22 protein-coding genes are annotated in these 25,737 nt (G+C 66.5%); 18 read left to right on the top strand and 4 right to left on the bottom strand.

Annotated features, from left to right (window positions below):
• Positions 1–57: 57 nt before the first annotated feature.
• A complete protein-coding gene (locus MRBLWO13_RS08320) occupies positions 58–381 on the bottom strand; it encodes a helix-turn-helix transcriptional regulator (protein WP_341977851.1) in 324 nt (107 codons plus the stop codon).
• 385 nt (positions 382–766) lie between these two features.
• Here MRBLWO13_RS08320 and MRBLWO13_RS08315 point away from each other — a divergent pair, with 385 nt between their 5' ends.
• The 16 genes from MRBLWO13_RS08315 (at position 767) to MRBLWO13_RS08240 (ending at position 17,120) form a co-directional block, all read left to right on the top strand.
• Entirely contained in the window at positions 767–1,498 is a 732-nt protein-coding gene (locus tag MRBLWO13_RS08315) for a hypothetical protein (RefSeq protein ID WP_341977849.1), read from the top strand.
• A gap of 1 nt (position 1,499) precedes the next feature.
• Positions 1,500–2,108, top strand: a complete 609-nt coding sequence (locus MRBLWO13_RS08310; RefSeq protein ID WP_341977847.1) for a M23 family metallopeptidase — start codon at positions 1,500–1,502, stop codon at positions 2,106–2,108.
• A gap of 37 nt (positions 2,109–2,145) precedes the next feature.
• Complete coding sequence (locus MRBLWO13_RS08305; RefSeq protein ID WP_341977845.1) at positions 2,146–2,442, top strand: hypothetical protein; 297 nt, start codon at positions 2,146–2,148, stop codon at positions 2,440–2,442.
• Positions 2,442–3,917, top strand: coding sequence for a hypothetical protein (locus MRBLWO13_RS08300; protein ID WP_341977843.1), 1,476 nt, complete (start codon positions 2,442–2,444; stop codon positions 3,915–3,917). The genes MRBLWO13_RS08305 and MRBLWO13_RS08300 overlap by 1 nt, the downstream gene beginning before the upstream one ends.
• Positions 3,914–5,407, top strand: a complete 1,494-nt coding sequence (locus tag MRBLWO13_RS08295) for an SCO6880 family protein (RefSeq protein WP_341977841.1) — start codon at positions 3,914–3,916, stop codon at positions 5,405–5,407. The genes MRBLWO13_RS08300 and MRBLWO13_RS08295 overlap by 4 nt, the downstream gene beginning before the upstream one ends.
• A complete protein-coding gene (locus tag MRBLWO13_RS08290) occupies positions 5,407–7,008 on the top strand; it encodes a hypothetical protein (protein WP_341977839.1) in 1,602 nt (533 codons plus the stop codon). The genes MRBLWO13_RS08295 and MRBLWO13_RS08290 overlap by 1 nt, the downstream gene beginning before the upstream one ends.
• An 11-nt stretch (positions 7,009–7,019) precedes the next feature.
• Positions 7,020–8,300: a ParA family protein gene (locus tag MRBLWO13_RS08285; protein ID WP_341977837.1), complete on the top strand. Its 1,281-nt coding sequence runs from the start codon at positions 7,020–7,022 to the stop codon at positions 8,298–8,300.
• 12 nt (positions 8,301–8,312) lie between these two features.
• Positions 8,313–10,163: a TraM recognition domain-containing protein gene (locus MRBLWO13_RS08280; RefSeq protein WP_341977835.1), complete on the top strand. Its 1,851-nt coding sequence runs from the start codon at positions 8,313–8,315 to the stop codon at positions 10,161–10,163.
• Positions 10,160–10,555 carry a hypothetical protein gene (locus tag MRBLWO13_RS08275; RefSeq protein ID WP_341977833.1) on the top strand — a complete coding sequence of 132 codons (396 nt, stop codon included), beginning with the start codon at positions 10,160–10,162 and terminating at the stop codon, positions 10,553–10,555. The genes MRBLWO13_RS08280 and MRBLWO13_RS08275 overlap by 4 nt, the downstream gene beginning before the upstream one ends.
• The gene (locus MRBLWO13_RS08270) at positions 10,552–11,070 is read left to right on the top strand and encodes a hypothetical protein (protein ID WP_341977831.1); all 519 of its coding nucleotides are present in this window, start codon (positions 10,552–10,554) and stop codon (positions 11,068–11,070) included. Before MRBLWO13_RS08275 ends, MRBLWO13_RS08270 begins: the two co-directional genes overlap by 4 nt.
• Positions 11,067–11,513, top strand: coding sequence for a single-stranded DNA-binding protein (locus MRBLWO13_RS08265; protein WP_341977829.1), 447 nt, complete (start codon positions 11,067–11,069; stop codon positions 11,511–11,513). Before MRBLWO13_RS08270 ends, MRBLWO13_RS08265 begins: the two co-directional genes overlap by 4 nt.
• 418 nt (positions 11,514–11,931) lie before the next feature.
• On the top strand, positions 11,932–13,299 hold the full coding sequence (locus tag MRBLWO13_RS08260) for an extracellular solute-binding protein (protein WP_341977827.1): 1,368 nt from the start codon (positions 11,932–11,934) through the stop codon (positions 13,297–13,299).
• A gap of 53 nt (positions 13,300–13,352) precedes the next feature.
• On the top strand, positions 13,353–14,198 hold the full coding sequence (locus tag MRBLWO13_RS08255; protein ID WP_341977824.1) for a sugar ABC transporter permease: 846 nt from the start codon (positions 13,353–13,355) through the stop codon (positions 14,196–14,198).
• 3 nt (positions 14,199–14,201) lie between these two features.
• The gene (locus MRBLWO13_RS08250) at positions 14,202–15,026 is read left to right on the top strand and encodes a carbohydrate ABC transporter permease (protein ID WP_341977822.1); all 825 of its coding nucleotides are present in this window, start codon (positions 14,202–14,204) and stop codon (positions 15,024–15,026) included.
• 17 nt (positions 15,027–15,043) lie between these two features.
• Positions 15,044–16,066, top strand: a complete 1,023-nt coding sequence (locus MRBLWO13_RS08245; protein ID WP_341977820.1) for an alpha/beta hydrolase fold domain-containing protein — start codon at positions 15,044–15,046, stop codon at positions 16,064–16,066.
• Entirely contained in the window at positions 16,029–17,120 is a 1,092-nt protein-coding gene (locus MRBLWO13_RS08240; protein ID WP_341977818.1) for a helix-turn-helix domain-containing protein, read from the top strand. The genes MRBLWO13_RS08245 and MRBLWO13_RS08240 overlap by 38 nt, the downstream gene beginning before the upstream one ends.
• 11 nt (positions 17,121–17,131) lie before the next feature.
• Here MRBLWO13_RS08240 and gtfA read toward each other — a convergent pair whose 3' ends face one another.
• Positions 17,132–18,586 (bottom strand): sucrose phosphorylase, encoded by a 1,455-nt coding sequence (gene gtfA / locus MRBLWO13_RS08235; protein WP_341977816.1) that lies wholly within the window; start codon positions 18,584–18,586, stop codon positions 17,132–17,134.
• Between the two features lie 40 nt (positions 18,587–18,626).
• A complete protein-coding gene (locus tag MRBLWO13_RS08230; RefSeq protein WP_341977814.1) occupies positions 18,627–19,850 on the bottom strand; it encodes an MFS transporter in 1,224 nt (407 codons plus the stop codon).
• 227 nt (positions 19,851–20,077) lie between these two features.
• Between MRBLWO13_RS08230 and MRBLWO13_RS08225 the strand changes: the two genes are divergently transcribed.
• Entirely contained in the window at positions 20,078–20,911 is an 834-nt protein-coding gene (locus tag MRBLWO13_RS08225) for an alpha/beta hydrolase family protein (protein WP_341977812.1), read from the top strand.
• A 10-nt stretch (positions 20,912–20,921) separates the two neighbouring features.
• On the top strand, positions 20,922–22,406 hold the full coding sequence (locus MRBLWO13_RS08220) for a PHB depolymerase family esterase (protein WP_341977810.1): 1,485 nt from the start codon (positions 20,922–20,924) through the stop codon (positions 22,404–22,406).
• A gap of 277 nt (positions 22,407–22,683) precedes the next feature.
• On the opposite strand, the gene MRBLWO13_RS08215 is transcribed toward MRBLWO13_RS08220, so the two are convergent.
• Complete coding sequence (locus MRBLWO13_RS08215; RefSeq protein WP_341977808.1) at positions 22,684–25,734, bottom strand: AAA family ATPase; 3,051 nt, start codon at positions 25,732–25,734, stop codon at positions 22,684–22,686.
• Between the last annotated feature and the right edge of the window lie 3 nt (positions 25,735–25,737).

Below are 25,737 nucleotides of genomic sequence, written 5' to 3'. Positions count from 1 at the left end.
TCGCGAGGATCCTGATCTGGTCGACCGCCGCAATCAACGGGCTGAACTGGCCCACTCTTAGAACTCCCCGATCGCTAGTCCCAAGCGAAGGTAGAGGTCAGTCACAGCCTCGTTGTTCACCCGATACTTGACCCAGACACCCTTGCGGGATCCTCCCTCTAGACTCGGCGGATCGGCGATCACCAGCCCTGCCGCCTCGAGCTCGTTAAGTCGCGGCTGGATCGTCGTCGGCCCGAGCACGAGAGCATCACAGATCGGGCCGACAGTGACGTCGGGGTTGCTGCGGAGGAACCGTAGAATCGCGGCCTTGACGAGGTTCCCGAGGAGCGCGATCGGGTCTTGGGCGTCTTCGGATCCCGCCGGCTGAGCTAGTCGTGGCATGTTCCGATTCTCTCGCACTGCCTGGCTACCGGTCCAGCGAACCATCCGATTTAGACCTGTACTTCACGCCCACACTGCTATACAGTGTGGGCATGTCCACGGCTCGCACGATCCAGATGGTGGCCTCGAAGCCCCTCCAGTTCCGTGGGCCCACTGACGAGATAGCCCCCGATATCCGGGCAGAACAGCTCGAATCCCCCACCGCCAGAAGGCCCAAGGCTGCGGGATCCACAAAGGCCGACGGCATCCGAGTTATCCACAATCTGGCCAAAAGTCGCTACATGACGGCCTACCTCGTGCGTAGAATGCCCGCACGGCAACCGTCGCGCGAGCCGTACCGTCCGTGCACGGTCGCCATCCCGGATCATCAGGGGGGTCGGCGATAGTGACGAGCGCAAACTCCGGACGGCGCGGACTGACGTGGGCCATCACCGGCGGCCTCGTCTTGGTCGCTGGCATCGTGGCGATCATCATCGGCTCCTTGCTGACACAGCGGACGCCGACGCCCACAGATCCGACCGGGGAGCCGACAACGCAGCCCACTCCACAGACGACCCCGGGTGATGACGAGGTCGTCGACCCCTCCGTCGCCGACCGCGGCTGGCGACCCGAACCGATCACGACGGACGCCGCAACGTATATTCGCGCCGCGCTCGAAGCCGCATCCTCCTTCGACACGACGAAGGGCGAGCGAGAAGCGTGGCTCGACTACCTCGACACCTGGTTCACGCCCGACACCCGCTTCAACTCCGAAGCCGATCAGCAGGCCGCGATGACGGATTCGCAAGGATTGATGCGTCAAGGCGTCGTGCTCCCCCAGCAGGACTGGGACTCGCTCGCGAACGAAGACGGCCGGGTCGTTGCCGCCACGACTGGCGATATCGCCTTCGTGCCGGTCAGTGATGACGCGTCTGGCGACATGTCGATCGGGACCGCGGACGTGACGCTGTCCTTCACGCGGTCAGATGGCGACGGCAGCGAGACGTCTTATGACGAGCAGGTGCGGGTGAGTGTCCAGGTGCTGTGCGGCGCCGGATCCGTACCGACGCCCGATAGTGCGCAGCAGTCTGGGGACTGCAAGGTGGTGCGTTACTTCACGGAGCCGTTGGAGCCCTGACATGGGTGTCCCCGCCGTCGCCGCCGCAGCCCTCAATACGAGGACTGGCCGGCGGATCCTTGGCGGAGCGATCCTGGTCATCCTGCTCGCTGTGGCATTCGCGCTGACTCCGCTGATCGCGATCCCGTTCGCTGTCGCAGGGAGCGCCGCGGGCATCGTTGAACCCGGCGCCAATCCTCCGGCAGCGAGCGGCGACTGGGGGTACCCGCTCGCTGGCGAATACACCAAGGGCCGCGGGTTCGGATACGACCCGGTGGACGGATGCAGCTACTGCTCCACGAACCACAAGGGCTATGACATGGCTCAGGGCTGCGGCTCGACGATCTTCGCCGCTGGGCCCGGGGAAGTGATCACGGCGGGGTCGTACTACGGCTGGGGAAACACCGTCCGCATCGATCACGGCGACTCGCTGGTCACGCTGTACGGCCACATGCAATGGGAATCGATCCGTGTTGTCGAAGGGCAGCAGATCACGGCAGGCACACCTCTGGGTGCGGAAGGCGACACCGGCGCGTCGTTCGGATGCCATCTGCATTTCGAAGTTCAGAAGTCCGGAACTCCGGTAGATCCGGAGCCGTTCATGGCCGCTCTCGGCCTTCCCCTGAAATAGGGCCCGCGCAGGCCCCCACCGCAAGGAGCAGATCCCCATGTTCACGAACACCATCCCTGGCGAGGTCGACGTCCCCGATATCCAACCGGACTTCTCTGCCCCGTTCTTCCAAGGGTTCCAAGTCATCGCGTCGTACATCCTCGCGGGCGCGATGCTCGTCGTCCTGATCATGCTGATCATCGCCGGCGCTGCCCTCGCCTTCCGCGGCCTTGCCTCCGATCGCGTGCGCACCTGGGCGGGCGAGAACATCCTCTGGATCTTCATCGCCGCCGCCGTCCTCGGTGCGGCATCCGGCCTGTTCGCCTGGTTCGTGAATTTCGACTTCGGGTTCTGATGAACATGCTGCGCGTGCTCCGGTTCGGCGTCACCGTCGGGATCGCGCTGGTGCTCGCCTCGGGCAGCGCGGCCCAGGCCAGCACCCCTGCGGATGCCGCCAATACCCCGCCCATGTCGGCATCCGTCGGTGGCGAACCCTGGTCCGCTCCCGCGTTCGATGTCGATTGCCAGAGCTCGAGCGGGCAGGTCAACTGCACCCCGAATGACACACAGCAGGTCACGGCCCAGCAGTGTTTCGTCGGGGTCTCGTTCGGCGGTGAGCGCGCCATGGTCTGCACGACCTACGAAGGACACGTCAAGGCCATTCAGGCCGACGGCGGCACTCCCCTGCTGGTGAAGTACGGCTGCAGCCTCGGGGATGCCGTCTGCCTCACGTTTGAGAACGCGGGTCGTGGCATGGCGATCGCGGCGACGGCGATCATGTTCCTCGTCGCGGATGCCATGCGCTTCGACACCAGCACTTTGCTGTGGGCCGCGGCGGTCGGCGAGTGGTCGTTCTGGCAGTGGGCGATCCTGATCATCACCTTCGGCGCGATGGTCTGGGCCGTCGCCGCTGCCGTCGTCTCCGGTGATCGCGAGGAGCTCGTGGGCGCTCTGGTGCGGTCGTTCATCGCGGTCCCCGCGGTGCCGATCACGCTGTGGCTGACGGGCCACCTGTTGAACGCGATCGACGACATGACCTGGTACATCATGAACCGCGACGGTCCGCTTGCGCTGTTCTCGACGCTGCAGTCGGTGATGTGGGCCGGCGGGCAGGCGAATTACTTCTTCGCCTTCCTGATCCACGGTCTCCTCATGCTCGGGATGCTGCTGCTGATGCTCGTGTTCACGTTCCGCAACATCGTGCTCGCCGCGCTCATCATGGTCGGACCGGTGGCGTGGATGCTGTTCCCGGTGCGCGGTGTCGGTCCGCAATGGGTCGTCCGCTACTCCTCGGCTGTGATGGTCCTGTTGCTGACCGGTCCCCTCACGATCGGGTTCGTCACGCTTATCATCAACGGGCTCGCGAGCGTGAAGACGATCTGGAATCCGCAGTCCTGGCCGCTGCTGGTCGGACTCGTCCTCGTCGCATTCGCACCTTTCGCGATCTTCGGGCTGTTCAGCTTCGTCGGCGCGGTTGCCGCCGACGGCGTCGGCTCTCGCCTCGGATCTCACGGCGGGCGCATGGCCGGGAACGCAGGGCGCACGGCCGCGCGTATCCCGACTCGGCTCGGCGGTCTCCCCTCCGGTATCCACTCGCCGGGTGGCGGTCCCAAGAGCACCGGCCCGATGTCGAAGACCGGCGCCAGGTCGGGTGCGCTCCGCCGTGCATCCACACCGACTCGGAATCGCACGGCCACGACGTCCGGCGGATCCCACTCCGGCGGTCCCACCGCATCAACACCGCGTCCCTCGCCGCAAGCTTCGCCGCAGGCACCGCCGAAAGCATCACCGCAAGCTCAGAAACCGCAGGCTGAGGGGAGCCCATCATGACCATCAACAGCGACTACGCACGTCCGGTGCGGTTGCCGCGTCGGTCGAGGCAGGGCGTCGTGATGGGGATGGATCCCTGGCAGCTGACTTTCCTCGCCATCGCGGCGCTCGTTCTGCTGCTCTTCGTGAACCGATTCGGGCCGCTCGGGCTGCTGTACGGCGCACCGCTGTATCTGGGGTTCGGGGTGACCGCGCTGACGAGCCTCCGTGGGGTCTCCACCCCTCGGATGGCGGCATTGTGGATGATGAAGAAGCTCCGTAGCCGTACCGGGGCGACGACGCACACGTTCCGCCCCGAGCGCCCCGAACTTGCTGGCACGCTGAACCTTCCCGGCATCCGTGCGTCGCTGCAGCTGTGGGATGTGAACGGTCTCGCTGCCGTCTACAACCCGCACGACCGGTCCGTGTCGGTCGTCGCGGAACTCGAAGTGCAGGGCTTCCTGATGCACGACCTCCCCGAACGGTTCGACCTCGCGGAGCAGTTCGACCGGGTCCTCGGACCATTCACCCAGCGCCCCGGAATGAAGCGGGTGACCCTGCAAGAGCGCACCCTGCCGACCACGATCCGCGCCGCCCGCGACCACTACGACACCGTCCGCCGAGTCAGGAACATCGCCGCAGATTCGCCGGTCGCCCGCAATTACCAGGAGGTGATGGATCAGTCGGAGCGGTTCGAGGTCGCGCATCGCAACTACGTCATCCTCACCCTCGACCTGGTCGCGCTCGGGTCGCAGTTGAAGGCGCTCGGCGGCGGGAAGGACGCGATCCTCGCTCTCGCGCAGATCGAATCCGGCAACCTCGCCGACGCGCTGACCGCCGCGAAGATCACCGTCCGCCGCTGGTTGACAGTTCGTGATGTCGCAGCCCTCGGCCGGCTGGCGTTCGATCCGGAGTTCGCGCCGATCGTGCAGAACCGTCCCGATCAGCTCGCCGGGGTCGATCCGGTCGCGATCGGCCCGATGTTCCTCGATGAGCCGAAGGGACGCAACGGGATCGTCGTTACCGACTCCGGCGTGCACACGACCATGTGGGTGCACGAGTGGCCGCGCTCCGATTCTCCCGTCGGGTTCCTTTCCCCCGTCGTGTTCGCCCGGCATCCGAACACGGGTGAGGCGATCACGCACATCCTCTCCATCGTGCTGACCCCGGTTCCGGTGTCCAAAGCGTTGAAGCGGATCCGTGACGAGAAGAAGGTGTGGCGTGGCAACGAGTCGCTCCGCGCGAAGCGCGGGGCGGACGGATCGGCGGCGGATGCTGCGGATTGGCGTGCCCTGGAGCAGCAGGAACAGGAAATTGCGAACGGGCACGGCGAGTTCCAGTACGGCGCTTACCTCACCATCACCGCATCCGACGAGGAGCGCCTCGACCAGGCCGTAGCGGGGATGCGCAACGCCCTGTCCCGCGCCGGAATGGAGGCGCAGATCCTGTACTGCCAGCAGGCCGAGGCGCTGATGGTGAACGCGATCCCGGTCGGATTGGGGATGAAGTGATGACCCGCCACGCCGCCACCTTCACCCCGACCGGCCTCACCCGACGGCAGAAGCGCGAGCTGCGACGTCAGGTCGCGCAAGAGCAGCGAGAGGCGACGCCCGCTCGCACGACACGTCATGACCGTTCTCTTCCCGAGGCACCGGTGCGCGGGCCGTTCGGCCCCGGCTTCGTTCAGGGCGGGTACTGGAATCTGGCGAAGGCGGTGGTCCCGGCGCATCAGGCGACCTCGCAGCACATCGCCGGGATCTACCCGTTCGTCGCCGACTCCGGGCTCGGACACCGCGGCCCCATCCTGGGCGTCGACCTGAACGCCGACGCGCTGTGGCACTTCTCCCCGTGGGAGGCGTACGTCGACGACACCGAGCGCGGCACGTTCTCCACGAACATCCTCGTACTCGGGGCATACCGGGGCGGGAAGTCCGCGACGGTGAAGACCCTCGTCACGCGGTCGATCGCGTTCGGGCACCAGGTTGTCGTTCCCTCGGACCCCAAGGGCGAGTGGGTCGCGGTCGCGGAGGCGATCCCGAGCGGGCAGGTGATCCGCCTCGGCGGCGGCACCGGCACCCGCCTCAATCCGCTCGACCGCGGCCCGCGTCGCACCGACACGACGGATGAGCAGCACGAGCAGATGGTCAAGCAACGTCGCATCGGCACCCTGATCTCGCTGATCGAGTTGACGCTCGGCAACCGCCTTACCGCGGTCGAGCACGCCGCGATCCTCGACGCACTGGAGCGGTGCATCGCGCACACCGATGACCGGCCGACGCTCCGCGGTGTCTACCAGGAGCTCGGCACCATCGCTGAAGAGTCCGATGCCGCGTTCCGTGCGTCCGACGGCGCCATTCAGCCTCTGTTCGTGCTGCGCCGATTCGTTGACGGCGACCTGTCCGGGCTCTTCGAAGACGAGTCCACGGTCGAGTTCGACCAGGACGCGCCGATCGTCGTCACCGACACCAGTGAGCTGTTCGCCCGCGGTGACCTCGCCGCCCAGCTCACGCAGGTGTGCTCGACGGCGTGGATCCAGGCGGTGATCAGCGACCGGGCCGCGCACCGCACCCGCTACGTGGTCCGCGAGGAAGGATGGCGCGACATGACCTCGCTGGCGTCGTTGCAGATGTTCCAGCAGTGGCTCAAGCTGTCCCGCCATTACGGGATCAGCAACATCGTGATCCTGCACAAGATGGGCGACCTGGATGCTGTCGGCGACGCCGACTCGATGGAACGCTCCCTCGCCTACTCGATCGTCGGCGACATCGAGAACAAGTTCATCTTCCGCGTCAACCACCAAGAGCAGACTGCCCTCCGCCAGCGGTTGAACCTTCCAGCTCCGCACGTGGAGATGGCTAGGCAACTGCGGAAGGGCGAGTTCCTCGCCTACGTGGGCCAGTTCTCCTACCTCGTCGACTGTTTCGCCACCAGCACCGACTGGGAATACGAACTGTTCGCCACCGACGACGCCGTCTCCGCCGCCGACCACGACGACGCCCTCCGAATCCTGGACGCCGAGGCCCTCGACGCCTACTGGCCCAGTGGCCCTGACACCAGCCTCGGCGGCTGGGTCATCCCCGAATCCCGCGATCTCACACTCGATCTCACCTAGGAGCACTGACCATGAGCATCGTCACCCATCCCCGCACCTACGCGACCGTCACCGGGCCGCAGGCGACCTTCATCACCCTCGAGGGCAGCACCGAACCCGTCACACCGACCGGTGAGGAGGACATCCGCCACGCGGTCGTCCGCCGCGCCACCGAAGAGGCCCGCCGCACCGGCACCCCGGTCGAACTCATCACCGCCGGCGACCGCGGCTCCCACCACCTCCTCGTCGGCACCGATGGCACATTCACGGCGATCACGCCGGACGCGACAGCTTCCCCAACCGGTCCCGTCCCCGACATCGCGGACGCGTCGACGAGCGGAGAGGAGCTTACGGTACCGACCCCGCAGCCCGATGCCGTTGACGCCATGTCGGCTGCGGAGTCTCCCCGTCCGACCTTCCTCACCCCCGTTGCAGAGGCCGCCTCCCGACCCACCGGGTGGCGTGGTGCCCTCGCCGGCATCGGGATCAACATCCGGCCGTCGAATGCCGACCGTCGGCGGGCCGACTGGGTCGCGGCCGTATCGATGCACTGGGCCGGATGCCGCACGATCGCCGTCGCAAACGGCAAAGGCGGCGTAGGCAAGACGATGACCTGCGCGATGCTCGCCGCCGTGTACGCCCGTGAAGGCGGCGGGAACGTGCTCGCCTGGGACAACAACGACACCCGCGGCACCCTCGGTTGGCGCACCGAACAAGGCCTCTACGACACCACCCTCCGCGACCTGGTGCCCGCTGCCCCCGGGCTACTCGAGCTGAGCGCCGGGGTGTCGGACATCACGCGGTTCGTGCATCACCAGGCGACCGACCGGTACGACGTGCTGCGTTCGAACCCGGAGCTTCTCGCCACGGATCAGCGCATCGCCGCCTCCGAGTTCAACCTGCTGATGCGCGTCGCCGCCCGCTATTTCCGCCTCGTGGTATTTGACTCCGGTAACGACGAATCCGCTGATCGGTGGCTGCGGATGATCGACAGCTCCTCCCAGCTCGTGATCCCCACCCTTGCCACCCCGGAATCCGCCGAATCCGCCGCACTGCTCCTGGACGCGCTCCGCGGCCGCGACGAACGCTCCGCCGACCTCGCCGACCGGGCGGTCGTCATTGTCACCCAATCCGAGCCGGCGGAACGGACGGCACGGCGCATCGCCGAGGGGTTCCGTCCGCTCGTCCGCGCCGTCGAGATCATCCCCTTCGACCGCGCGCTGAAAGCCGGACCGCTGCGGTTCGATGCGTTACACCGCCGTACCCGCGACGCCTGGCTGAGCGCCGCCGCATCTGTCGCCGGGGCGCTCTGAGGAGCCGGCGTCATGAATCAGGGACTGCTCGGGAAAGGAGTCACGGTGCTCATCGGCGCCGCGGTCATCCTCGCGCTCGTGTTCGGGTTCATCGCGGAGGCCGTCACCCGCCTTATCTGCGGTGCACGACCTACCGCTGGCAACCTGTTCGCAGGGCTCGGGCTTGCGATCACCGGCGACCCGGCTGGCTACACCGCGCCCGCCGGATGCGCCCTACCCATCACAGGGATCCGCATTGCCGACCTCGCCGCTGTCCTGCTGATTGCCAGCGCGACCGTGTGGGTGCTGGTCGCGGTAGGTCGGTACCGGGAGTCGGACCGCGCGTTCATCACCGACTTGCGGACCCGGCCGGGGTTCGCGACGAGTTCCGAGATCCGCGAGCACCTGTCCGCCCGCGCCGTCCTCCGCCGCGCACGCCAACTCCGGCCGGATCTCGCCAAGCCCACCGCTACCGACGTCGGCTGGCGCGTTGGGCGCTCCCGCCAGCAGGATGTCTACGTCTCGATCGAGGATTCCGTGGCGCTCGAAGGGCCGCCGCGGTCGGGCAAGGGGTATCGCGTCTTGGTCTCCGCGATCGTCGACTGGTCCGGTCCGTTGATCACCACCTCGACCACCAACGACAACCTGACCGCGACGATGCGGACCCGGCAGGCTCGCGGCGACGTGCACGTGTTCGACCCGCAAGGGCTCTCCGGCATCCGGCATCCGCTCCGCGTCTCCCCCATCGCAGGCTGCGAGGATCCGCTGGTGGCGATGCAACGCGGCACCGCGATCATCACCGGCACCGCGCTCGGCGCGTCGACAACCAACGGGGAGTGGGCGCAGGCATCCGGTGTCATACTCGGCAGACTCCTGCACGCCGCAGCCGTGGGCCGGAAGACGATCGCCGAACTCTACGACTGGGGATCCAGCCCTGCACTCACCCGCGACGCCGTCGACATCCTCAAGCGCGACGGCGCCCCAGGTTGGGGCGACAGCCTCGACGCGACCATCAACGGCGACGAAAAGCTCGTCTCCTCGATCTGGTTCGGAGTACAGGGCGCCGTCGCACCGCTCGCCGTCCCGCAGATCCGCGACGCCCTGATGCCCCGACCGGGTGATCCCACGCTCGACCCGCGGGAGTTCCTGGATGCCGCGAACACCCTCTACCTGATCGGGTCCTCGTCAGGCGCCTCAGCGATGGGCGGATGGCTCGGGGCGCTGCTCGACGACATCGTCGAGGTCGCCCGCACCACCGCGCTCGCCTCCCCGGGGTCCCGGCTTGCGCACCCGCTCGGGCTGATCCTCGACGAGATCGCGAACATGTTCCGGTGGGGCAACCTGCCCCGGATCATGGCCGACGGCGGGGGTCGTGGCATCTGCACCTTCATCGTCCTGCAGGCTCTCTCCCAAGCCGAGACCTCCTGGTCGCGGGCGGAGGCTGACACCATCTGGGCCGCGGCGACCGCGAAAGTGCTCTTGGGCGGCGCCAGCCACGTCGGCCACCTCCGCGACATCGAGTCACTGCTGGGCACGCGCGACACGCAGCGCACACAACGTTCGTGGTCAACCAGGGATGCCGGGCACTCCGCGAGCGAGCAGCACGAGCGCCGCCCGCTGATGTCGGTCGACGAGATCCGCCGACTCCCACCAACGACGGGGCTGCTCGCGTACCGCAACCGGCGCAGCGTGCTCCTTGACCTCGCCGGCTGGGACGAACGTCGCGACGCGGCGAGCATTCAATCCGGGAAACGCCAGACCGAGGTCGAACAGCGCGACGTGTTCGACGCCGCGTCCCGCGCGACTCAGCCCGCCGCACAACCATCCTCCCGTGACGTTGCCTCGACGGAGGCGGCTCCGGCCGAGGCGGTGAACGACGAATGAGCAATCGTCGCCGTCCCGGGCTGCTGAACATCTACCGGTCTGAGTTCCTGCACTCACCGGTCTGGTTCGCGAGGCGCGACCGCTGGTTCACCGAAGAGGCGTCGTTCGGTCGGGTGCTGGCGTGCGCGGGCTGCGGGCGTGCTGCGAGCAAGGCGCAGCTCGAGCTGCACCACCTCGACTACGTCGGCGTGGTCCTCGATCAGGGGCGATGGCAGGCGCTCGAAACGCACGAAGACCTCGTGCCGATGCATCCGTACTGCCACGATCTGCTCCACCGTCTCCTGGACCGCGATGCCGTCCTCTCCCGGAATCGCACCCGCCGCGCAGCATCCGACCTCGCGCTCGAACGACTCCGCCGCAAGCTGCAACCCGCCGAAGGAGCCTCGTCATGACCCGCTACGAAGAACCGCCCGACCTCGACGACCTCCTCGCTGCCGAGCTGAGCGACTTCGAACCCGACATCCGCCACGCCAGCTCCGTGCCGCTCGGCGCGCACGTCGTGAACTGGCGCACCCTCACCGACGCCGATGCGCGCGAAGCATGGGACGAGCTGCGGGCATGGGTCGAGTGGTTCTCGCTTCGCTATCGGGTCTCCGAATCGGTCGTCCCAGCGTGCTGGTTCAAGCACGGGCAACTCGTCGAGGAACTCTCCGCACTGCATATAGCGCACACCGCTGCGTTTGATCCGTCCGATGCCGGGTTCGGGCCGATCGGATGGCACGAACGTCTCAGCCTCGCAATCCCCCGCATGAACCGTGCATACTCCGGCGGCTGCGCACGCGGGCATGATGCCGCAACGCCGCGCTCGTGGGTGATCGACGAACAGGAATGGACTGCGTGGACCAGCCAGGCCCACGCAATCGCGACGCCTGTCCAGGCGTCGCACAACAGAAAGGAAGAGAGATGACTACGAGGATCCCCGTCACCATCGAGGGCAACCTCACCGGTGACCCCGAGCACGGCACAGGAGAGTCGGGTAACGAGTACGCCCGATTCACCGTCGCCGTCAACGACCGCCGCCTCAACGAGACGACCAACCGCTGGGAAGACGCCGGCACGGTGTTCCACCGCGTCGTCGCGTTCAACCAGCAGTCGCGGCACATCGCAGACTCGCTCCACAAGGGCGACAGCGTGATCGTCGCCGGCGACCTCCGGTTCGGCACCTACACCGACAAGGAGACTGGCCAGACCCGCGAAACCCGCGACGTCGTCGCCGACAACGTCGGCGCCTCGCTGAAATTCGCCAGCGTCACCGTGGATCGCGCCCCAAAAGCTGAAAGGCCCGCAGCAGACGCTACGGGCCCGACAGCAGCACCGGCCTCGTACGCCGGAGCGGGGGTTGTCCGCTGACCTGAATCAAGAGAGCGGGACGAGAGTCAGCGTACTCTCGTCCCGCTCCTCATTGGGGCCGTTTGTCGTCGATGTGCGTGTCGACCTACGTCACCGGCTCTGGGTAAACTCACCTACCTGAGGAAAGCCTCAACGGAGTCGCGGGTTCTCACCCGAGTTGTAGATCGGTGGTGCCGGTGCGGGCCGACCTGCGGATTCCGAGGAACCGACTATCCGCCCATCGCTCACCCCTCGGCGCATAAGGGTTCTTTCGCTCCGGGACCGTTGGCGGCCCCACTCCACGGGGTACGCCCACCCGACACCGCCGCGCGGCGGCTTCGGCTAGCGTTACCGCGCACGATCTGCGGCTTCTCCGTAGTTCCCCACGCGGGATCATGAGTCGTTACCGCTCGTCACAGTCGACGCCAAGGAGAACCTCATGTCCCGAATCCATCGACCCGCCCGGCCGCGCCGTTCGCGTCGTGCCGTGCTCGCGCTCGCCTCCGTTGCGGTCGTCGGAGTCGCGCTGGCCGCGTGCGCTCCTCCCGGTTCATCCGCACCCGCCGCATCGGATCCTGCCGGTCCTGTCTCGACCCAGCTGACCAGCGAGGAGGTCACCCTGCAGATCCTGTCCAACACCGAGATGGGTGAAGCTCTGAAGACGATCGGCGAGGCGTTCACGGAGCAGCACCCGAACGTCACGTTCGATGTGGTCGCTGAGGCCAACGCGAACGTCGCGACGAATCTGTCTCGGATCCTCACCCGCGATACCCCGCCCGACGTCATCTTCATTCCCACCATCGCGCAGCCCGCGAAGGACGGCCTGCTGACGAACCTCGATCCCTACTTCGACGCCTACGGGTGGGACACCTGGTCGCAGGGCCTGCTCGACATCAACCGCGTCGGCCCCGACGGACAGCGCGGTTCCGGTCCGCTCTACGCGGTCGGGATCGGCAACAACGTCACCGGCGTCTTCTACAACAAAGAGATCGCCGAGCAGGTGGGCATGACCGAGCCGCCGAAGACGTTCGACGATATGGAAGCCGCCGCTGAAGAGGCCGTTGCGGCCGGATACCTCGGATTCTCGGTCGCTGCCAAGGATGCCGGCACGCCCCTGCTGCTGCAGCAGGTGCAGAACTCGTTCGGCAATGCTCCCGAGATCAGTGCTTGGAGCGCTCAGGAGCCCGGGGCCACGTTCGACCAGCCCGCAATGGTCGATGCGGCGGCAAAGCTGCAGGAGTGGAAGGGCAAAGGCGTTATTTCGAAGGATGCCGTGTCGGTCGACTATCCGACCATGATGGGCGACTTCCAGGCCGGCAAATCGTTGTTCGTCGCCGTGGGCGACTGGGAGGCGCAGCGCCTGGTCGCGGCCATGGGGGACAACGTGGGGTTCTTCCTCATGCCCAACCAAGACGCGGACGCCAAGCAGTACGCGATGGCGTTCCCCTCGAACCACGCCATCCCCGCCGGCGCGAAGAACAAGGATGTCGCCGCGTACTTCCTCAACTGGCTGGGAACCGACGAGGTCGGACGGCAATTGATCGTGGATACGATCGGCAGCTCGCCGGCCGGGCCGACCGACCTGCCCGCACCCGTGACCGACGTGCCACTGATCCAAGAGACCTCGGCAGCATTCGAGCAGGTGCTTCGCGAGGACGGCGCCGTGGACTCGTTCACGAACGTCAGCCAGGCATTCACGCTGTCCACCCTCAACGGACTGATGCAGTCGATGATGCTCGGCTCGAAGACGCCGCAAGACTTCGTCGACTCGGTGCAGGCCGCCTATGAGTCGGAGTTGATGAACTGATGAGCAGCCGGGGAGGACTCCTGCAACGGGGGATCAACAGACGGCGCACTCTGATGAGCTTGCTCTTCATCGCGCCCGCGGCCGCGCTCTACGGCTGGCTCGTGCTGGGCTCGTTCGCGAAGGCCGCTCAGTTCTCCCTCTACGACTGGAATGGCATCGGCACCGCCACCTTCGTGGGGCTGCAGAACTATGTCGACGTATTCTCCTCCCCGGCTCGCCTCATCTCGTTGCTGCATGCATTCGAGCTCATGGTGTTCTTCACCGGGGTGACCCTGACCCTCGGCCTTCTCGCCGCGGTGCTCACCCGCGGTGCGGCCAAGCGGCGAGGATCGGGCGTCACCCGAGCCATCCTGTTCATGCCCCAGGTGATCCCGATCGTGGCGGCTGCCATCGGATGGAGCTGGATCTACTCCCGAGAGGGGGCTGTGAACCAGATCCTCACCGCGACGGGTCTGGGGGCGGTCACCCGGCCTTGGCTCGCCGACCCCGCCACCGCGCTCATCGCCGTCGGCTTCATCGGCACCTGGGCTCTGCTGGGCCTGGTGACGTTGCTGCTGACCGCTGGCATCAGCAAGATCGATCCCGCCCTGTACGAGGCGGTCCGCATCGATGGGGCGAACCCGTTTCAGGAGCTCTTCGCCGTGACCCTTCCCGGACTGCGCCGTGAGCTCGTGGTGAGCGCGACCCTCACTGTCATCGCGGCACTCGCGGCATTCGACATCATCTACATCACAACGCAGGGCGGTCCGGAACGGGCGACGACAGTGCCCGGTATCGACATCTTCTTCATGGCCTTCGGTGAACAGAAGGTCGGCGGCGCGGCAGCCATGGGCATCGTGCTGATGGCCGTCGTGCTCGTGGTCATCCTGCCGCTCCAGCGTCTCGCAGCAAAGGACTGACCCGTGCGCATCTCCCGTACCGAACGTGTGTTCAGCGCCGTCGTCCTCGTCGCCCTGGTGCTCTTCACCCTCCTCCCCTTCGTCGCCCTCCTGTCGGTCGCCCTCTCGCCGCCGAACACGCTCCCCTCGGGGATCTCGTTCCTGCGCGAGTTGCACTGGGAGAACTTCGCGACGGCCTTCGAATTGTCGCAATTCCCGACCCTTATGGTCTCCAGTGCGACGCTGGTGTTGATCGTCGTCCCGTTGGTCGTGTTGTGTGCGACCATGGCGGCCTACTCGCTGACGTGGCTGCGCGTGCCGTTCGCGGGAGTTCTCTTCATCGTGTTCCTGCTCGGATTGACGATCCCCTTCGAGAGTCTCATCACGCCGCTGTACCTGACGATGCGTGAACTGAACCTGACCAACACGGTGTGGAGCGTCGCGCTGCCGCTCGCGGCGATCCAGATTCCCTTCGGAATCTTCTGGATGCGCGCCCACTTCCTCGGCATGCCTGCCGAGCTGGAAGAAGCCGCTCAACTCGATGGCGCCGGCCCCATCCGTACGTTCTTCCAGGTGCAGCTGCCGCTCGCCCGTCCGGCCATCTCGACGATGGTCATCCTCAGCTTCCTGTGGACGTGGAACCACTTCATCCTCACGCTGGTGATGATCGACGATCCCGCCAGGCGCACGGTGGGCGGTGCGCTCGCCGGGTTCCAGGGCGCGCAGGCCACGGACGTCGTCATGCTGTGCGCGGCCGCATTGCTGATGATGGTTCCGACTCTGCTCGTGTTCATCGTGTTCCAACGGCAGTTCACGGCGGCTCTTCTGCAAGGCTCGGTGAAAGGATGACCCTCGAGGAGGCAACCGTGACCAGCGACGTTCCCGTCCGCCCCGCCTATGATGCCGAGCTCGCCAGTTCACTCCGGGCAGCCGGCGGGCCGTATGTCCTGGACTTCGACGATATCGACCTCCTCCAGAAAATTCAGGCCAACGTCCGCGCGACATCAGACGTGTCACGCGGCGAGCTCGAGGCACTGGGTCTGGTGGTCCTCGACCATCATGCGTTGGCCCACGACGGTTACCGCGTCCCGCTGCATCACGTGTTCTCGCCGTCCTCGAGCTCGCCACGCCCATGCATCATCTACATCCACGGGGGCGGGATGATCATGGGGACGCCCTGGGACGGCGTCACGGACTTCCCGAGGTGGATCGCCGACTTCGGCGTGAGCGTCGTGACCGTCGACTATCGCCTGGCCCCGACCGCCAAGGCGCCCACGCTCGTCGAGGACTGCTACGCGGCGTTGCGTCACGTGCATGCCAGCGCCGCCGAGTGGGGCATTGATCCCGCGGCGATCGTCGTAGCGGGTATGAGCGCCGGGGGCGGGCTTGCCGCGGGCACGGCCGTGCTCGCACGGGACCGCGGCGGACCAGCGCTGCGCGGGCAGCTGCTTATGGCCCCGATGCTCGACCCTGACAGCGACGGTGACTCGATGCGCCAGCAGCCCTCCGGGCCCTGGAACCGTGAAGAGAATTCTGCTGCGTGGAAGATGGTGCTCGACGGGGTCCCCGAGAACGAGGTCGGATGCAACGCGCCCGGCCGTGTCCCGCGGCTGGGTGACCTGCCCCCGGCGCTGCTCGAGGTCGGTTCGGCCGAGATCTTCCGCACGGAGGTCATCGATTATGCTGGTCGCATCTGGCAGGTCGGCGGGGATGCCGAGTTGCACGTGTGGAGCGGGGGGTTCCACGGTTTTCAGAGCTACCCCCACGCGGCGGTGACCCAGGCGGCGATCGAGTCACGGCGCAACTGGCTGGGCCGGCTGTTCGGATATGGACCGCAGGAGGCGACGCAGCATGAGAGATCTGCTGGCGCGACTGGCGCAGAACGATGAAGACGCCTCCGCCGCGCTGAGAGTACTTGACTACTTCGACGCACTCGACGACCGGGCCGGTGGCCCCGAGACTTACCTGCGCGGCGCAGCGGCGTTGAGCGCGTCCGCGGTCGGCATGGTGCTCAACGAGCGGCGTCTGACACTCCGGATCGCCCCGAACGGTGAGCGACTGCGCGCCGACCGCAGCTTCGAACCCTCCGAAGAGTGGCTCCAGCGCACGCTTGCATCGTCCTCGAGCAACCGAGTCTGGGTCGAGACGCACGAGCGCAGCACTTTCCATGAGCTCATCCTGGAGCGCGTCGAACAGGGCGTGAACCGATGGACGGGCCGCATGGAGGCGCTCACTCCCGAACCGGCTCAGGCGTGGTCGGTCTTGTTGAACGATCCCGTGCCCGGCGAGCGGCGCCATCAACTGTTCGCGGCGCTTCGCTTGGATACCGCGCGCCGCTATCAGGTCGTCGCCCAAGTGCCCCCCGCGCGCACGGACGGACTTCACGCCTACACGACCGTGCAGGGCGTGCAGGTCGGCGCGACGATCCGCCCGGCGCCGTTCGAGATGGAGTACGAGGTCGGCGAGCGTGCACGCTACGGCATCGGCCCGGCTGTCGACGTCGTGGACCTGCTCGATTCGTGGCGACGCGCTGTCGTCGTGCTTCGCCTCGCGCGTCAGGGGGAGGCCCTGCCCTGGGACAAGCTCGGCGTCCTGGCGCCACTGTTCCTGCGCGCCAAGACCGATGAGTTGCTCGCCGAGCCGATCGTCAATGCGATCGACTCGGAGAACATGCCCTGGCTCGATGAGACCGTCACCGCGGTCACCCAGACCGGTTCCGTCCGCGGCGCTGCCGACCTGCTGGGGCTGCATCACTCCACGGTGCAGAAGCGCATCGACAAGCTGCAGCACCACTTCAACCTCAACCTCGCCAACTCGCGGCACGTGTATCACCTGTGGCTCGCCTGCGCCGCGTACCGGTTCGCCTCCTTCGGCACGCCTGAGAACATGGCCACCGAGGTGCGCCTGGCTCCGCGACCCTTCGACGTCCCACCGGACGCCTGAGACGGATGCACTCAGGACGAGAAGACCAGCTCCTCCTGAGCATCCCCGCGACGAGTCGTGATGCGAAAAGCAAGACCGGGGAAGTCGGCGACCAGCGCGACGGAGCATGAGGCATCCGACCATGTCAATCGCAGAACGCCGGCGCCCTCCTCGATGACCGTGAACGCGCCGCCGAAGGCCGGGAACGTGTTGCGGAACCGCAGCACCTCCAAGAACTTCTGGATCTGCGGCTTGCCGACCCGCTCGGCGATCTCGTCCAGCGTGTAGTCATGGCGGTTGGCGCTGCGCGGATCGCGCGCGGCCTCCAGCGCCTCGAGGTCGTTCACACCGAACAGCGCACCGACGTAATAGACCTGCGGGATGCCGGGAACGAACAGCTGAAACACCCGCGCGAGGAGGTATGCCGTGTCGTCCTCGCCCACCGCGGAGTAGTACGACGACATCAATTGGTACTTCTGCGCGCCAGCAGCCCCCTTGCGGATCACGGACGCGGGCAGCGGCACGACCTCGCGCAGCACGGCCGTCTCGGAGTTGACGCGATCCGAGACCAACTCGATCTCGTCTTCGGTGAGCAGTCCCACCACGTCGACGACGCCGATTCCGTCATGGGTGTCGAGCGTCGTGAACTGCTTGCGCGGACAGATCTCGAGCCAATGCAGAAGTCGGTCGGACCGACCGGTGAACAACGCGTGCAGCGTCAGCATCGGCAGGGCGAAGTCGTAGACCCAGTGACCCTTCTCGGCCATCTTCAACTGAATCCCGTAGTTCTCATGGATCTCGGGCAGCATCTCCGTCCCGCGGGCGCGCAACGGCTCCATGCCGATCTCGAGCACTTCCCACACTTCGGGTTCCACGAAGAAGCAACTGGTTCCGGGCCGCTTGGAGGCATACGCGAACGCGTCGAAGCGAACGATCGCGACGCGCTCGGCGAGCATGCCGAGGTTGCGTGCGAAGTACTCCTGCGTGACCGGCTGCCACGGATCGATGTCGATCTGCTCGGCGAAGAACGTGTTCCAGAGGCGGACGACGCGGCCGTCGTCGCGGGTGAATTCCAAGAACGGGCCATTCGGCTTGCGCCGATACAGCGCCGCCATCTCGTCTTCCGTCGCATCGCCATCGGGCCAGAACTCGTCCCAGTGGATGAACATCTTCCGGAAGGGCGACTCGTCGCCTCGGCGCATGTAGTCGACGAATTCGCGAGAGCGGATCGACGCGTGGTTGATCATGAAGTCGGCCATCAGATAGTGGTCGCGTCCGATGTCGTCGATGTCGGACCAGTCGCCGAAGGCGGGGTCGACGATGTCGTACTCGACAACCGCGAATCCCCGGTCCCCCGACGATGGGAAGAACGGCAGGATGTGCACACCTCCGAAGGCGCCGGCGAAGTGTGTGCGCAGGGTGCGGGCCAACGCCTTGAGGTCACCTCCGAGACTGTCGGCGTAGGTGATGAGCATCGCTTGGTTCACGACGGGCAGCATGGTGGGTTCCGATCCGGGTGGGTAGGGGTCACTCGTCGAGTTCGACGAGAGGTTCGGCGTGGCCGGGGCCCCGGGAGCCGCGTCCGAAGAGCAGGAAGACCAGCAGGCCGATTCCGATCGGCACGATCAGGACGAGATACATCATCGAATACGCGTCCGAGGTCGCGGCGCCGGCATCCATGCTCGCCGTCACGATCCAGCCCGCCGCGACAGGTAGCAGAAGATAGCCGAGGTCGATTCCGATGTAGTTCGTGTTGCTGGCTACGCCTCGCCGTTCCGGGCTGACAGACATGAGCGACAGGGTTTGGATGGCCGGCTGGCAGATCCCGTAACCGAGCGCCGAGATCGCGCCGGCGATCAGGAAGCCCGTGAGAGTCGTCACCTGACTGATCACGATGAAGGACACCGCGAACATGAGCAGTCCGGGCACGATGACCACCGTGAGACCGTAGGTGTCGGCAAGACGCCCCGCCAGCGGCCGCGACAGCAGGATGAACACCGCGTACGCGGCGAAGAACAGCCCGATCTGAGCGACGCCGCGCGCTTCGCCGTACAGCACGATGAACGCGTTCACACCCGAGAAGGCTCCGGCGAGGCAGAGCATCACCGTCGCCGGGACGATCGCCTCGACCGCAATGAAGGATCGCCAGCCGAAACGCTGCTCGGCAGCCGGCCCGGGCCTCGGCGAGCGGATGAACCCGGCCGCGACCGCGGCGCCCAGCAGCAGGACCGCGCCCAGGAGGAAGGACGGGAGGGACCCGAACGTCTCCAGCAGCCACAGGCCGACCGACGGCCCCACGGCGGTGCTGACAGCCTGGCCCAGCGAGAAGACGCCGATGCCCTGCGCCATCCGCGACGCGGGCAGGGCGTTGCTGGCCAGGGCCAGCGTCACCGGTGCGAGGAAGCCCATGGCTGCGCCGTGGAGAAGGCGGGCGGCGATCAGCACCGGGATACTGTCGGAGATTCCGTAGAGCACGAAGGCGACGATGATCAGGGCGAGCGTGCCCATCAGAAGGTACGAGTGCCGCACCTTCAGCGTGGCCCATCCCACCGCCGGCCGCACCGCGAGGGCGGTCACGGCGAAGATCCCTGTGACGACGCCGACCGTGATCGACGTGGCGCCGAGCGACACGGCGAGTTTGGGAATCAGGGAAATGGTCATGAACTGCGCGAAGGTGATGACGAGATTGATCGCGAAAAGCGCGACGAAAGGCCCCGTCCAGATGCGGGGCGAGCCACCGGCGCGCGTCATCACGACATACCTCGCACGTTCAGCCTCCCTGGGCGCCATGGTGTTCAGCGCTCCCCCAAGCCATCCTGATGCGCACTGCGGGTGCCGCTGAGCCGCCCCTCGACCGCAATCGCGGTCGTAGAATCCGCCACCCGGCGGCTGACACGGCCGAGAGTCACTGGGCATAGTGTTCTTACGGCCACGACGGCATCGCACCCGAGCCGGCCGCACCAGCTCGAGGAGGACAGATGGCACTGCTGACGATGAACATGGCGAGCAAGCACCTGCGCGTGAATCAGGAGTTCAGCGTGATCCTGCCCGACATGCCGAGGGAGGGAGAGCCGGCGGAGTTCTATGGTGCGACCACCGATCTGCCCGTCGTCTGGCTGCTGCACGGCACCTACGGTGACCACACCGATTGGGTGCGCAAGACGAACGTCGAGCGGTACGCCACCGAAAAGCGGGTCGCGGTGGTCATGCCGAGCGCGATGAACACCAGCTACGCCAACTGGAGCCGCGCGATGCTCGGCTATAACATGTACGACTACCTGCTCGACGAGTTGATGCCATTGGTGCACAACTGGTTCCCGGTCTCGAGTCGACGTAAAGACAACTTCATCGCCGGACTGTCCATGGGCGGCCGGGGAACCATCACGTACGCGGTCAACAATCCGGAGCGCTTCGCTGCGGCGGCAGCGCTGTCCGCTTCGCCGCGCGATTTTGCCACGCTCACGCCGGAGTACCTGGCGTCGGACGGCCCTGTCGCCGAGCGCTTCTCGCGGTCGATCGAAAACGCCGGCGGGTTGGACGCGTTCCTCGCTTCGCCGGACAACACCTGGCGCGTCATCGACGAGCGCGCCGCATCCGGGGAGCTGCCGCGCCTGCTCTTCGCGTGCGGGGCCGACGACGACTACGTCATGGATGACCTGCGTCCGTTCCGCGCTCACGCCGAGCAGATAGGCCTCGACGCCGAGTTCCTCGTCCGCGACGGCTACGCGCACGAATGGGACTTCTGGGATGTGGCGGTGCGCGACGCGTTCGAGTTCTTCGGGCTGCGCGACATCGACCACGACGCGGTCTGAGCGAGTCGGCATGAACTCCGCCATCCGTCTTCTGCCCGGGACGCCGGACGACGCCAATCGCGACTACCTCCCGGAGTCGCTCAAGCACTCGGACATCGTCGTCAACGAGAACGGCAACAACTCGCAGCCGTATCCCGCAGGGCTGACCGAGCATCGGGAGGTTCTCGTCGACGGCGTCGAGGACACCTGGTACACCTTCGTGCCGAGCGGCTGTCGGCCGGGTGTTGCCCTGCCGCTCGTGATCTCGCTGCACGGCGGCCTCATGACCGGCTGGGGGCAGGCCGTCTACTCGTCGTGGACGGCGGTCGCCGAGCGCGAGGGCTTCGTTGTGGTCTTTCCCGACGCGCACGAGCGACGGATGTGGGCGATCGATGTCGCGGCGGAGCATGTCGCCAGAATGACCAGGCCCAACCCGGAAGGCCTCTACTTGCCCGCACCCGCGGCATCCGTCGAGGCCAATCATGACCTGCAGTTCGTGCGCGCGCTCATCGAGCGGATGGCTCAAGAGTACGACATCGATCGCGAGCGGATCTTCGTGCATGGCATGTCGGCGGGAAACATCATGGCCTCGCAGTTCGCGCGACATTTGGGTGGTGTCCTGGCGGGTGTCGCGGGGTCGGGGGGTCCCACCGACCCCGCGATGCTGTTCGACGCCGACGGCGAGATCATCAATGAAGCGGGCCCCCTGGCCGTGTGGGAGTCGCGCCTGGATCTCGATCTGGCGGGCACGTACTACTCGGACGACATCCCCTCGGTGGTCGTCGCCAATCGCAACTATTGGCTGCGCCTGAACGGCGTGACCGATCCGCCCGTGATCGCGGTGAGGGGTACGGACAACTTCGCCTTCTATCGCGGTGCGCATGCCGACGTGGTGTTCCGTGACGTGCACAACCGCGACCACGGCCAGACCTTCGACGACGCCGAGCTGGTCTGGGACCACTTGTTCTCCGGGGTTCGCCGCGACGCGGACGGGTCGATCGTCCGCGACGAGTCGTTGCTGCCGCGCACCGGGGATCCATTTGCTCTCGCCGTCGCGGCGGGGCGCGCCAAGGCGTGGGTGTCGGGTCGGAGAGTGCCGATGTCGACCCCGGCCTTCGTCTGGGACTCGGTCCAATACCACGGCCGGGGCGGATCGACGCTGTCCCGCGGCAGCTACGTGTTCGCGCCGATCGATCTGCTCGCGGAGGTCTTCGACGCGACACTCGCTGACGACGACGATGGGCGAGTCGCGGAGCTCACGCTTAAGGACGGACGCACGCTACAGTTCGCCCGTGGAGCCATCGGCTGCGTGGTCGATGGGCGCATCACAGCGATGCTCGCGGAAGCGGTCTGGCGAGATGGCGTTCTCTGCCTTCCCGTGCAGTGGCTCGCCGAAGCCATCCTCGACTTCCGAGCCTCCACACATTCCGGCGTCGTGTACGTAACTGATCACCACTCGCAGCTGTCAGGAAACATGGCCCGCCTGATCGCCGATCTCCTGCTATCTCACGAGTAAGCCCGTCAGAGTGGCCAGTCTTGACACTTCAGATGAGACAGGATCGGCAACGAGTCGATCCCAATCTCCGCCAACTTCCGCCTGCGGTGGGGGCGCTTCACCCGTGCCGCCCTTGATCTCCCCCGCGGGAGGCTCAATGACGTCCCGAGATTCCTAGGGACCTAAAGGTTGCAGTCCACTGCTCGGAATCGGGTTTCTCCCCATGCACGTCCGCAACACCGCCAGCCGCGCCGGAACGGAATCCCGCGTGAATACCGCGTCCCAGCAAGTGTTCGCGTCATCGTTCCAGGGACAAACCGTCGGCCAACGGAACTCGAGTGTCGGAAACCCCAGAGTGATCGTGCGCCGACTGACCCATCAGGCTCTGGCCAGAGCGACCGCCATCGACGTGTAGGCGGCCGCCGTACTGGCGAGTAAGCTCCGAGTACTCGTCGGCTCGCGCTTCGTACTGCGCAACGAGCTCCGCACGCGCGTTCGTCAACGAATCGACTTCTGCACCACTCTTGCGGCCATGCGCCGACGAATCCTTCGCCGCGATACGGGCATCCGTCTCGAGAAGCTTCGCCATTGCGGCACGGATCGAAATATCCTGACGCACGAGCCGGTCACCCAATCCGGGCACCGGACCCCTCACGGGATCACCCACTCGCGCCGCCCGCCCGAGTTCGATCCGCGCCGCCCGAATCGAGTCCTCGATACTCACCTCTGGAATACCGCGCATCATGCTGTCGGCAGTCTGATCCAGCGCTTCCGCATCCGTGCGCGCAACAGTGATCGCCACGTTGTGTGCCCGACCGCGAGTCATCCCGACGTAGAGGCCCGCTGCGTCGACGCCAGGCCCGACGATCGCGGCATCCGTCGTCTCCCCTTGAATGCCGCGCACCGTCGACGCGTATGCGAGGTGCACATGCTCGGCGGTGTACTCATGCGCGACCGTGCAGGTATCGCCGCTGTCGCCGAGGCTCACGAGCTCCACTCCCCGTGGCCCGATGTTGCGGATGACCCAGACTGCTCGATTCTCGACGCCCGTCCGTCGATCGTTGCGACGAGTCTGGACAATGTCGCCCTCCAGAAGTCGCTGCTCCCGCTGCCCGACGACGATGCGCGTGTCACCCAACTGTCCGCGGTCGAGGCGACGCTGCTGGATCCTCTCGTTGATCGCATCGGCTTCCTCGTTGCTGCTGGTGACCAACGCCACGCGACCGTTGTTGGCAGCCCATCGGAAGTAGGCATCGATCATTTCCTCTCGCGCCTGGTCGTGATCGGAGACGCGACGAATCAAACCACGCCCGTCGAGTTCGGCGGCGACGGCGAGAGCCACGTCCTTGGATGCCGGCTCCCGCATCCGCAGCGTCAGCGCCGCGTAGTCCGGATCCGTGAATCGATGCACCGCCGTCAGCTCCACGACCGCGGTCGCCCGACGCGTCATCGAAGCCATTGCCCCGGAATGCCCAACCGGACGTGCTTGGAGATGATCTCCGACCATCGCGACGCCGGCTCCCGTCTCGTCCGCGACGGTCGCCAGCGCCGTCGCAGTCTGCAGGTCGACCATGCCCGCCTCGTCCACCACCACCCGATCACCTCCAGCCAGCAGGAACCGTCGAGGTCCGGCGAACTCGATCCCCGTCGCGGGATCGACGTCGCCTACAGCGAGGCGACTCCACGCTTCGGCTCCCGCCTGGTCTCGCCCCCAGCGGAACCCGTGATCGGCGAGGAGCGCGTGCAGGCTCGACGCGGAAGTACCGATCTCACGCTCGGCGACGGATGCCGCTTTCTTGGTCGGCGCGACCACCAGCATCCGATACCCCTGCCGCGCGATTGCTACTTTCGCGACCCGCAGCATCGTTGTCTTCCCCGCGCCAGCCGGCCCCGTCACCGATACCAGTCGATCGGTCCCCGCAATCGCCGCCGCGGCCTGCACCTGTCGCTCATCGAGCACGACGTACTCGTCGAGGACCTGAGCGGCGATCCGAACGATCACGTCACTGCCGATGGCCTCGCCCGCACGGCTCAGCGCGTCGAACCGTGCGCCCAGCTCGACTTTCAGCCGAGCGGTCGTGGACGCCATGTATGCCTTCACGTGCGCTGGGCGCTCTGCCTCATCTTTCAATAAGTCGGTGGCCAATCTGAGGGCGCGGTCGATGACATCGTCGATCACTCGTTGCAGGTGATCGCGCGGGGCGACGACGCCGCAACCCGCGAGCGCACGCGTCGCGCCAGCTCTGACGTCGAACAGGCTGAACCTTCCTCCGCAACACGCTGACCGCGCATCCGCCTCGACGATCGCTTGCGCTGCTAGCAAGTCAAGATCCAGACCTTCGACAGAGACCGCGCGAAATGGTACCTTGCGACGGGCGCGCAACAGGTCAGAATCTATCGCGCCAAGCTCACCGGCGATGAGTTTCTCCCATGCCGTCTCGTCCAGGTCGCCGGGCTTGTTCGGTCGGGCTCTCGCCCACGCGAGCCGGTCGATCCGGTGCACCTGGTCAGGACTCGGCTCCTGTCCCGGATACTCCCGCCGCCAGGCCACGAGCAGCATGGACCGGTTCGATTCGATCTGCGTCGACCGGCGCGACAGCGGGCGCACCGCATGGGCGAGTGCTGCGATCTCGCCCTCGGAGTTGAGCGAGTACCCGTGGCGGGCGAGTGCGGCCATCCATTCCGGATCGGTGCGTGCAGCGAGTTCGCCTTCGGCGTTGATGACGGTATGCAACCTCATCGCCACGCGAGAGTCGACGTTAGACCATTGGCCGTCGTCGCCCTGTACCTTGACGTTCAGCCACAGGTGCCGGTGGATGTGCGGGTCCAACGCCCGTGAACGTCGATGCTGTAGTTCGACGACCTCGATGCGGTGGAGGGACTCACGGATGCGCCCACCGGCGCCGCGCCGCGCATTCAGTTCTCGCTGCCAGATTGTGATGATCCGATCCCGGAGGCGGTCCTGTAGGAGTTCGAGCTCTCGCGCGAGGTCTTCGTTGATCAGTGCGGCGATGCTGTACGACTTCGGAGCGTTGATGGTCCCGTCGAGGATCAGATCCGCGTCCGGGGAGCTCAGGTCGCGGCCGCGGCGCTCGCCCGTATTCGGATCGCGCCCGTCGACCCAGCGGCGCAGCCGAGTTTCGTCAAGCGCGTCGGTCGTGATGATTCCGGCTTGGACCGTGAATCGGGTGACGCCTGCCGATGCGGCGGCGCTGTAGCCGGCGAGCGCATCGGCTCCCGTTGTCTCCCGGAGGTGGGAGTCACACGAGCCCTTGAGCGCGTACCCGAGCGCCTGTCGAACGCCCTGCGATCCGACACCTCGTTTCCAGCGCTCGAGACCTCCTCGCACGCA

The sequence above is a fragment of the Microbacterium sp. LWO13-1.2 genome, from assembly GCF_038397725.1.
In the GTDB taxonomy this organism is placed as follows: domain Bacteria; phylum Actinomycetota; class Actinomycetes; order Actinomycetales; family Microbacteriaceae; genus Microbacterium.
This window is presented reverse-complemented; position numbering and strand designations above follow the sequence as displayed.

Bases quoted from the DNA above. Each gene is read 5' to 3' on its own strand.
- MRBLWO13_RS08320 (WP_341977851.1), bottom strand. From the start codon at position 381: ATGCCACGACTAGCTCAGCCGGCGGGATCCGAAGACGCCCAAGACCCG.
- MRBLWO13_RS08310 (WP_341977847.1), top strand. From the start codon at position 1,500: ATGGGTGTCCCCGCCGTCGCCGCCGCAGCCCTCAATACGAGGACTGGC.
- MRBLWO13_RS08305 (WP_341977845.1), top strand. From the start codon at position 2,146: ATGTTCACGAACACCATCCCTGGCGAGGTCGACGTCCCCGATATCCAA.
- MRBLWO13_RS08300 (WP_341977843.1), top strand. From the start codon at position 2,442: ATGAACATGCTGCGCGTGCTCCGGTTCGGCGTCACCGTCGGGATCGCG.
- MRBLWO13_RS08295 (WP_341977841.1), top strand. From the start codon at position 3,914: ATGACCATCAACAGCGACTACGCACGTCCGGTGCGGTTGCCGCGTCGG.
- MRBLWO13_RS08290 (WP_341977839.1), top strand. From the start codon at position 5,407: ATGACCCGCCACGCCGCCACCTTCACCCCGACCGGCCTCACCCGACGG.
- MRBLWO13_RS08285 (WP_341977837.1), top strand. From the start codon at position 7,020: ATGAGCATCGTCACCCATCCCCGCACCTACGCGACCGTCACCGGGCCG.
- MRBLWO13_RS08280 (WP_341977835.1), top strand. From the start codon at position 8,313: ATGAATCAGGGACTGCTCGGGAAAGGAGTCACGGTGCTCATCGGCGCC.
- MRBLWO13_RS08275 (WP_341977833.1), top strand. From the start codon at position 10,160: ATGAGCAATCGTCGCCGTCCCGGGCTGCTGAACATCTACCGGTCTGAG.
- MRBLWO13_RS08270 (WP_341977831.1), top strand. From the start codon at position 10,552: ATGACCCGCTACGAAGAACCGCCCGACCTCGACGACCTCCTCGCTGCC.
- MRBLWO13_RS08265 (WP_341977829.1), top strand. From the start codon at position 11,067: ATGACTACGAGGATCCCCGTCACCATCGAGGGCAACCTCACCGGTGAC.
- MRBLWO13_RS08260 (WP_341977827.1), top strand. From the start codon at position 11,932: ATGTCCCGAATCCATCGACCCGCCCGGCCGCGCCGTTCGCGTCGTGCC.
- MRBLWO13_RS08255 (WP_341977824.1), top strand. From the start codon at position 13,353: ATGAGCTTGCTCTTCATCGCGCCCGCGGCCGCGCTCTACGGCTGGCTC.
- MRBLWO13_RS08240 (WP_341977818.1), top strand. From the start codon at position 16,029: ATGAGAGATCTGCTGGCGCGACTGGCGCAGAACGATGAAGACGCCTCC.
- MRBLWO13_RS08230 (WP_341977814.1), bottom strand. From the start codon at position 19,850: ATGACGCGCGCCGGTGGCTCGCCCCGCATCTGGACGGGGCCTTTCGTC.
- MRBLWO13_RS08225 (WP_341977812.1), top strand. From the start codon at position 20,078: ATGGCACTGCTGACGATGAACATGGCGAGCAAGCACCTGCGCGTGAAT.
- MRBLWO13_RS08220 (WP_341977810.1), top strand. From the start codon at position 20,922: ATGAACTCCGCCATCCGTCTTCTGCCCGGGACGCCGGACGACGCCAAT.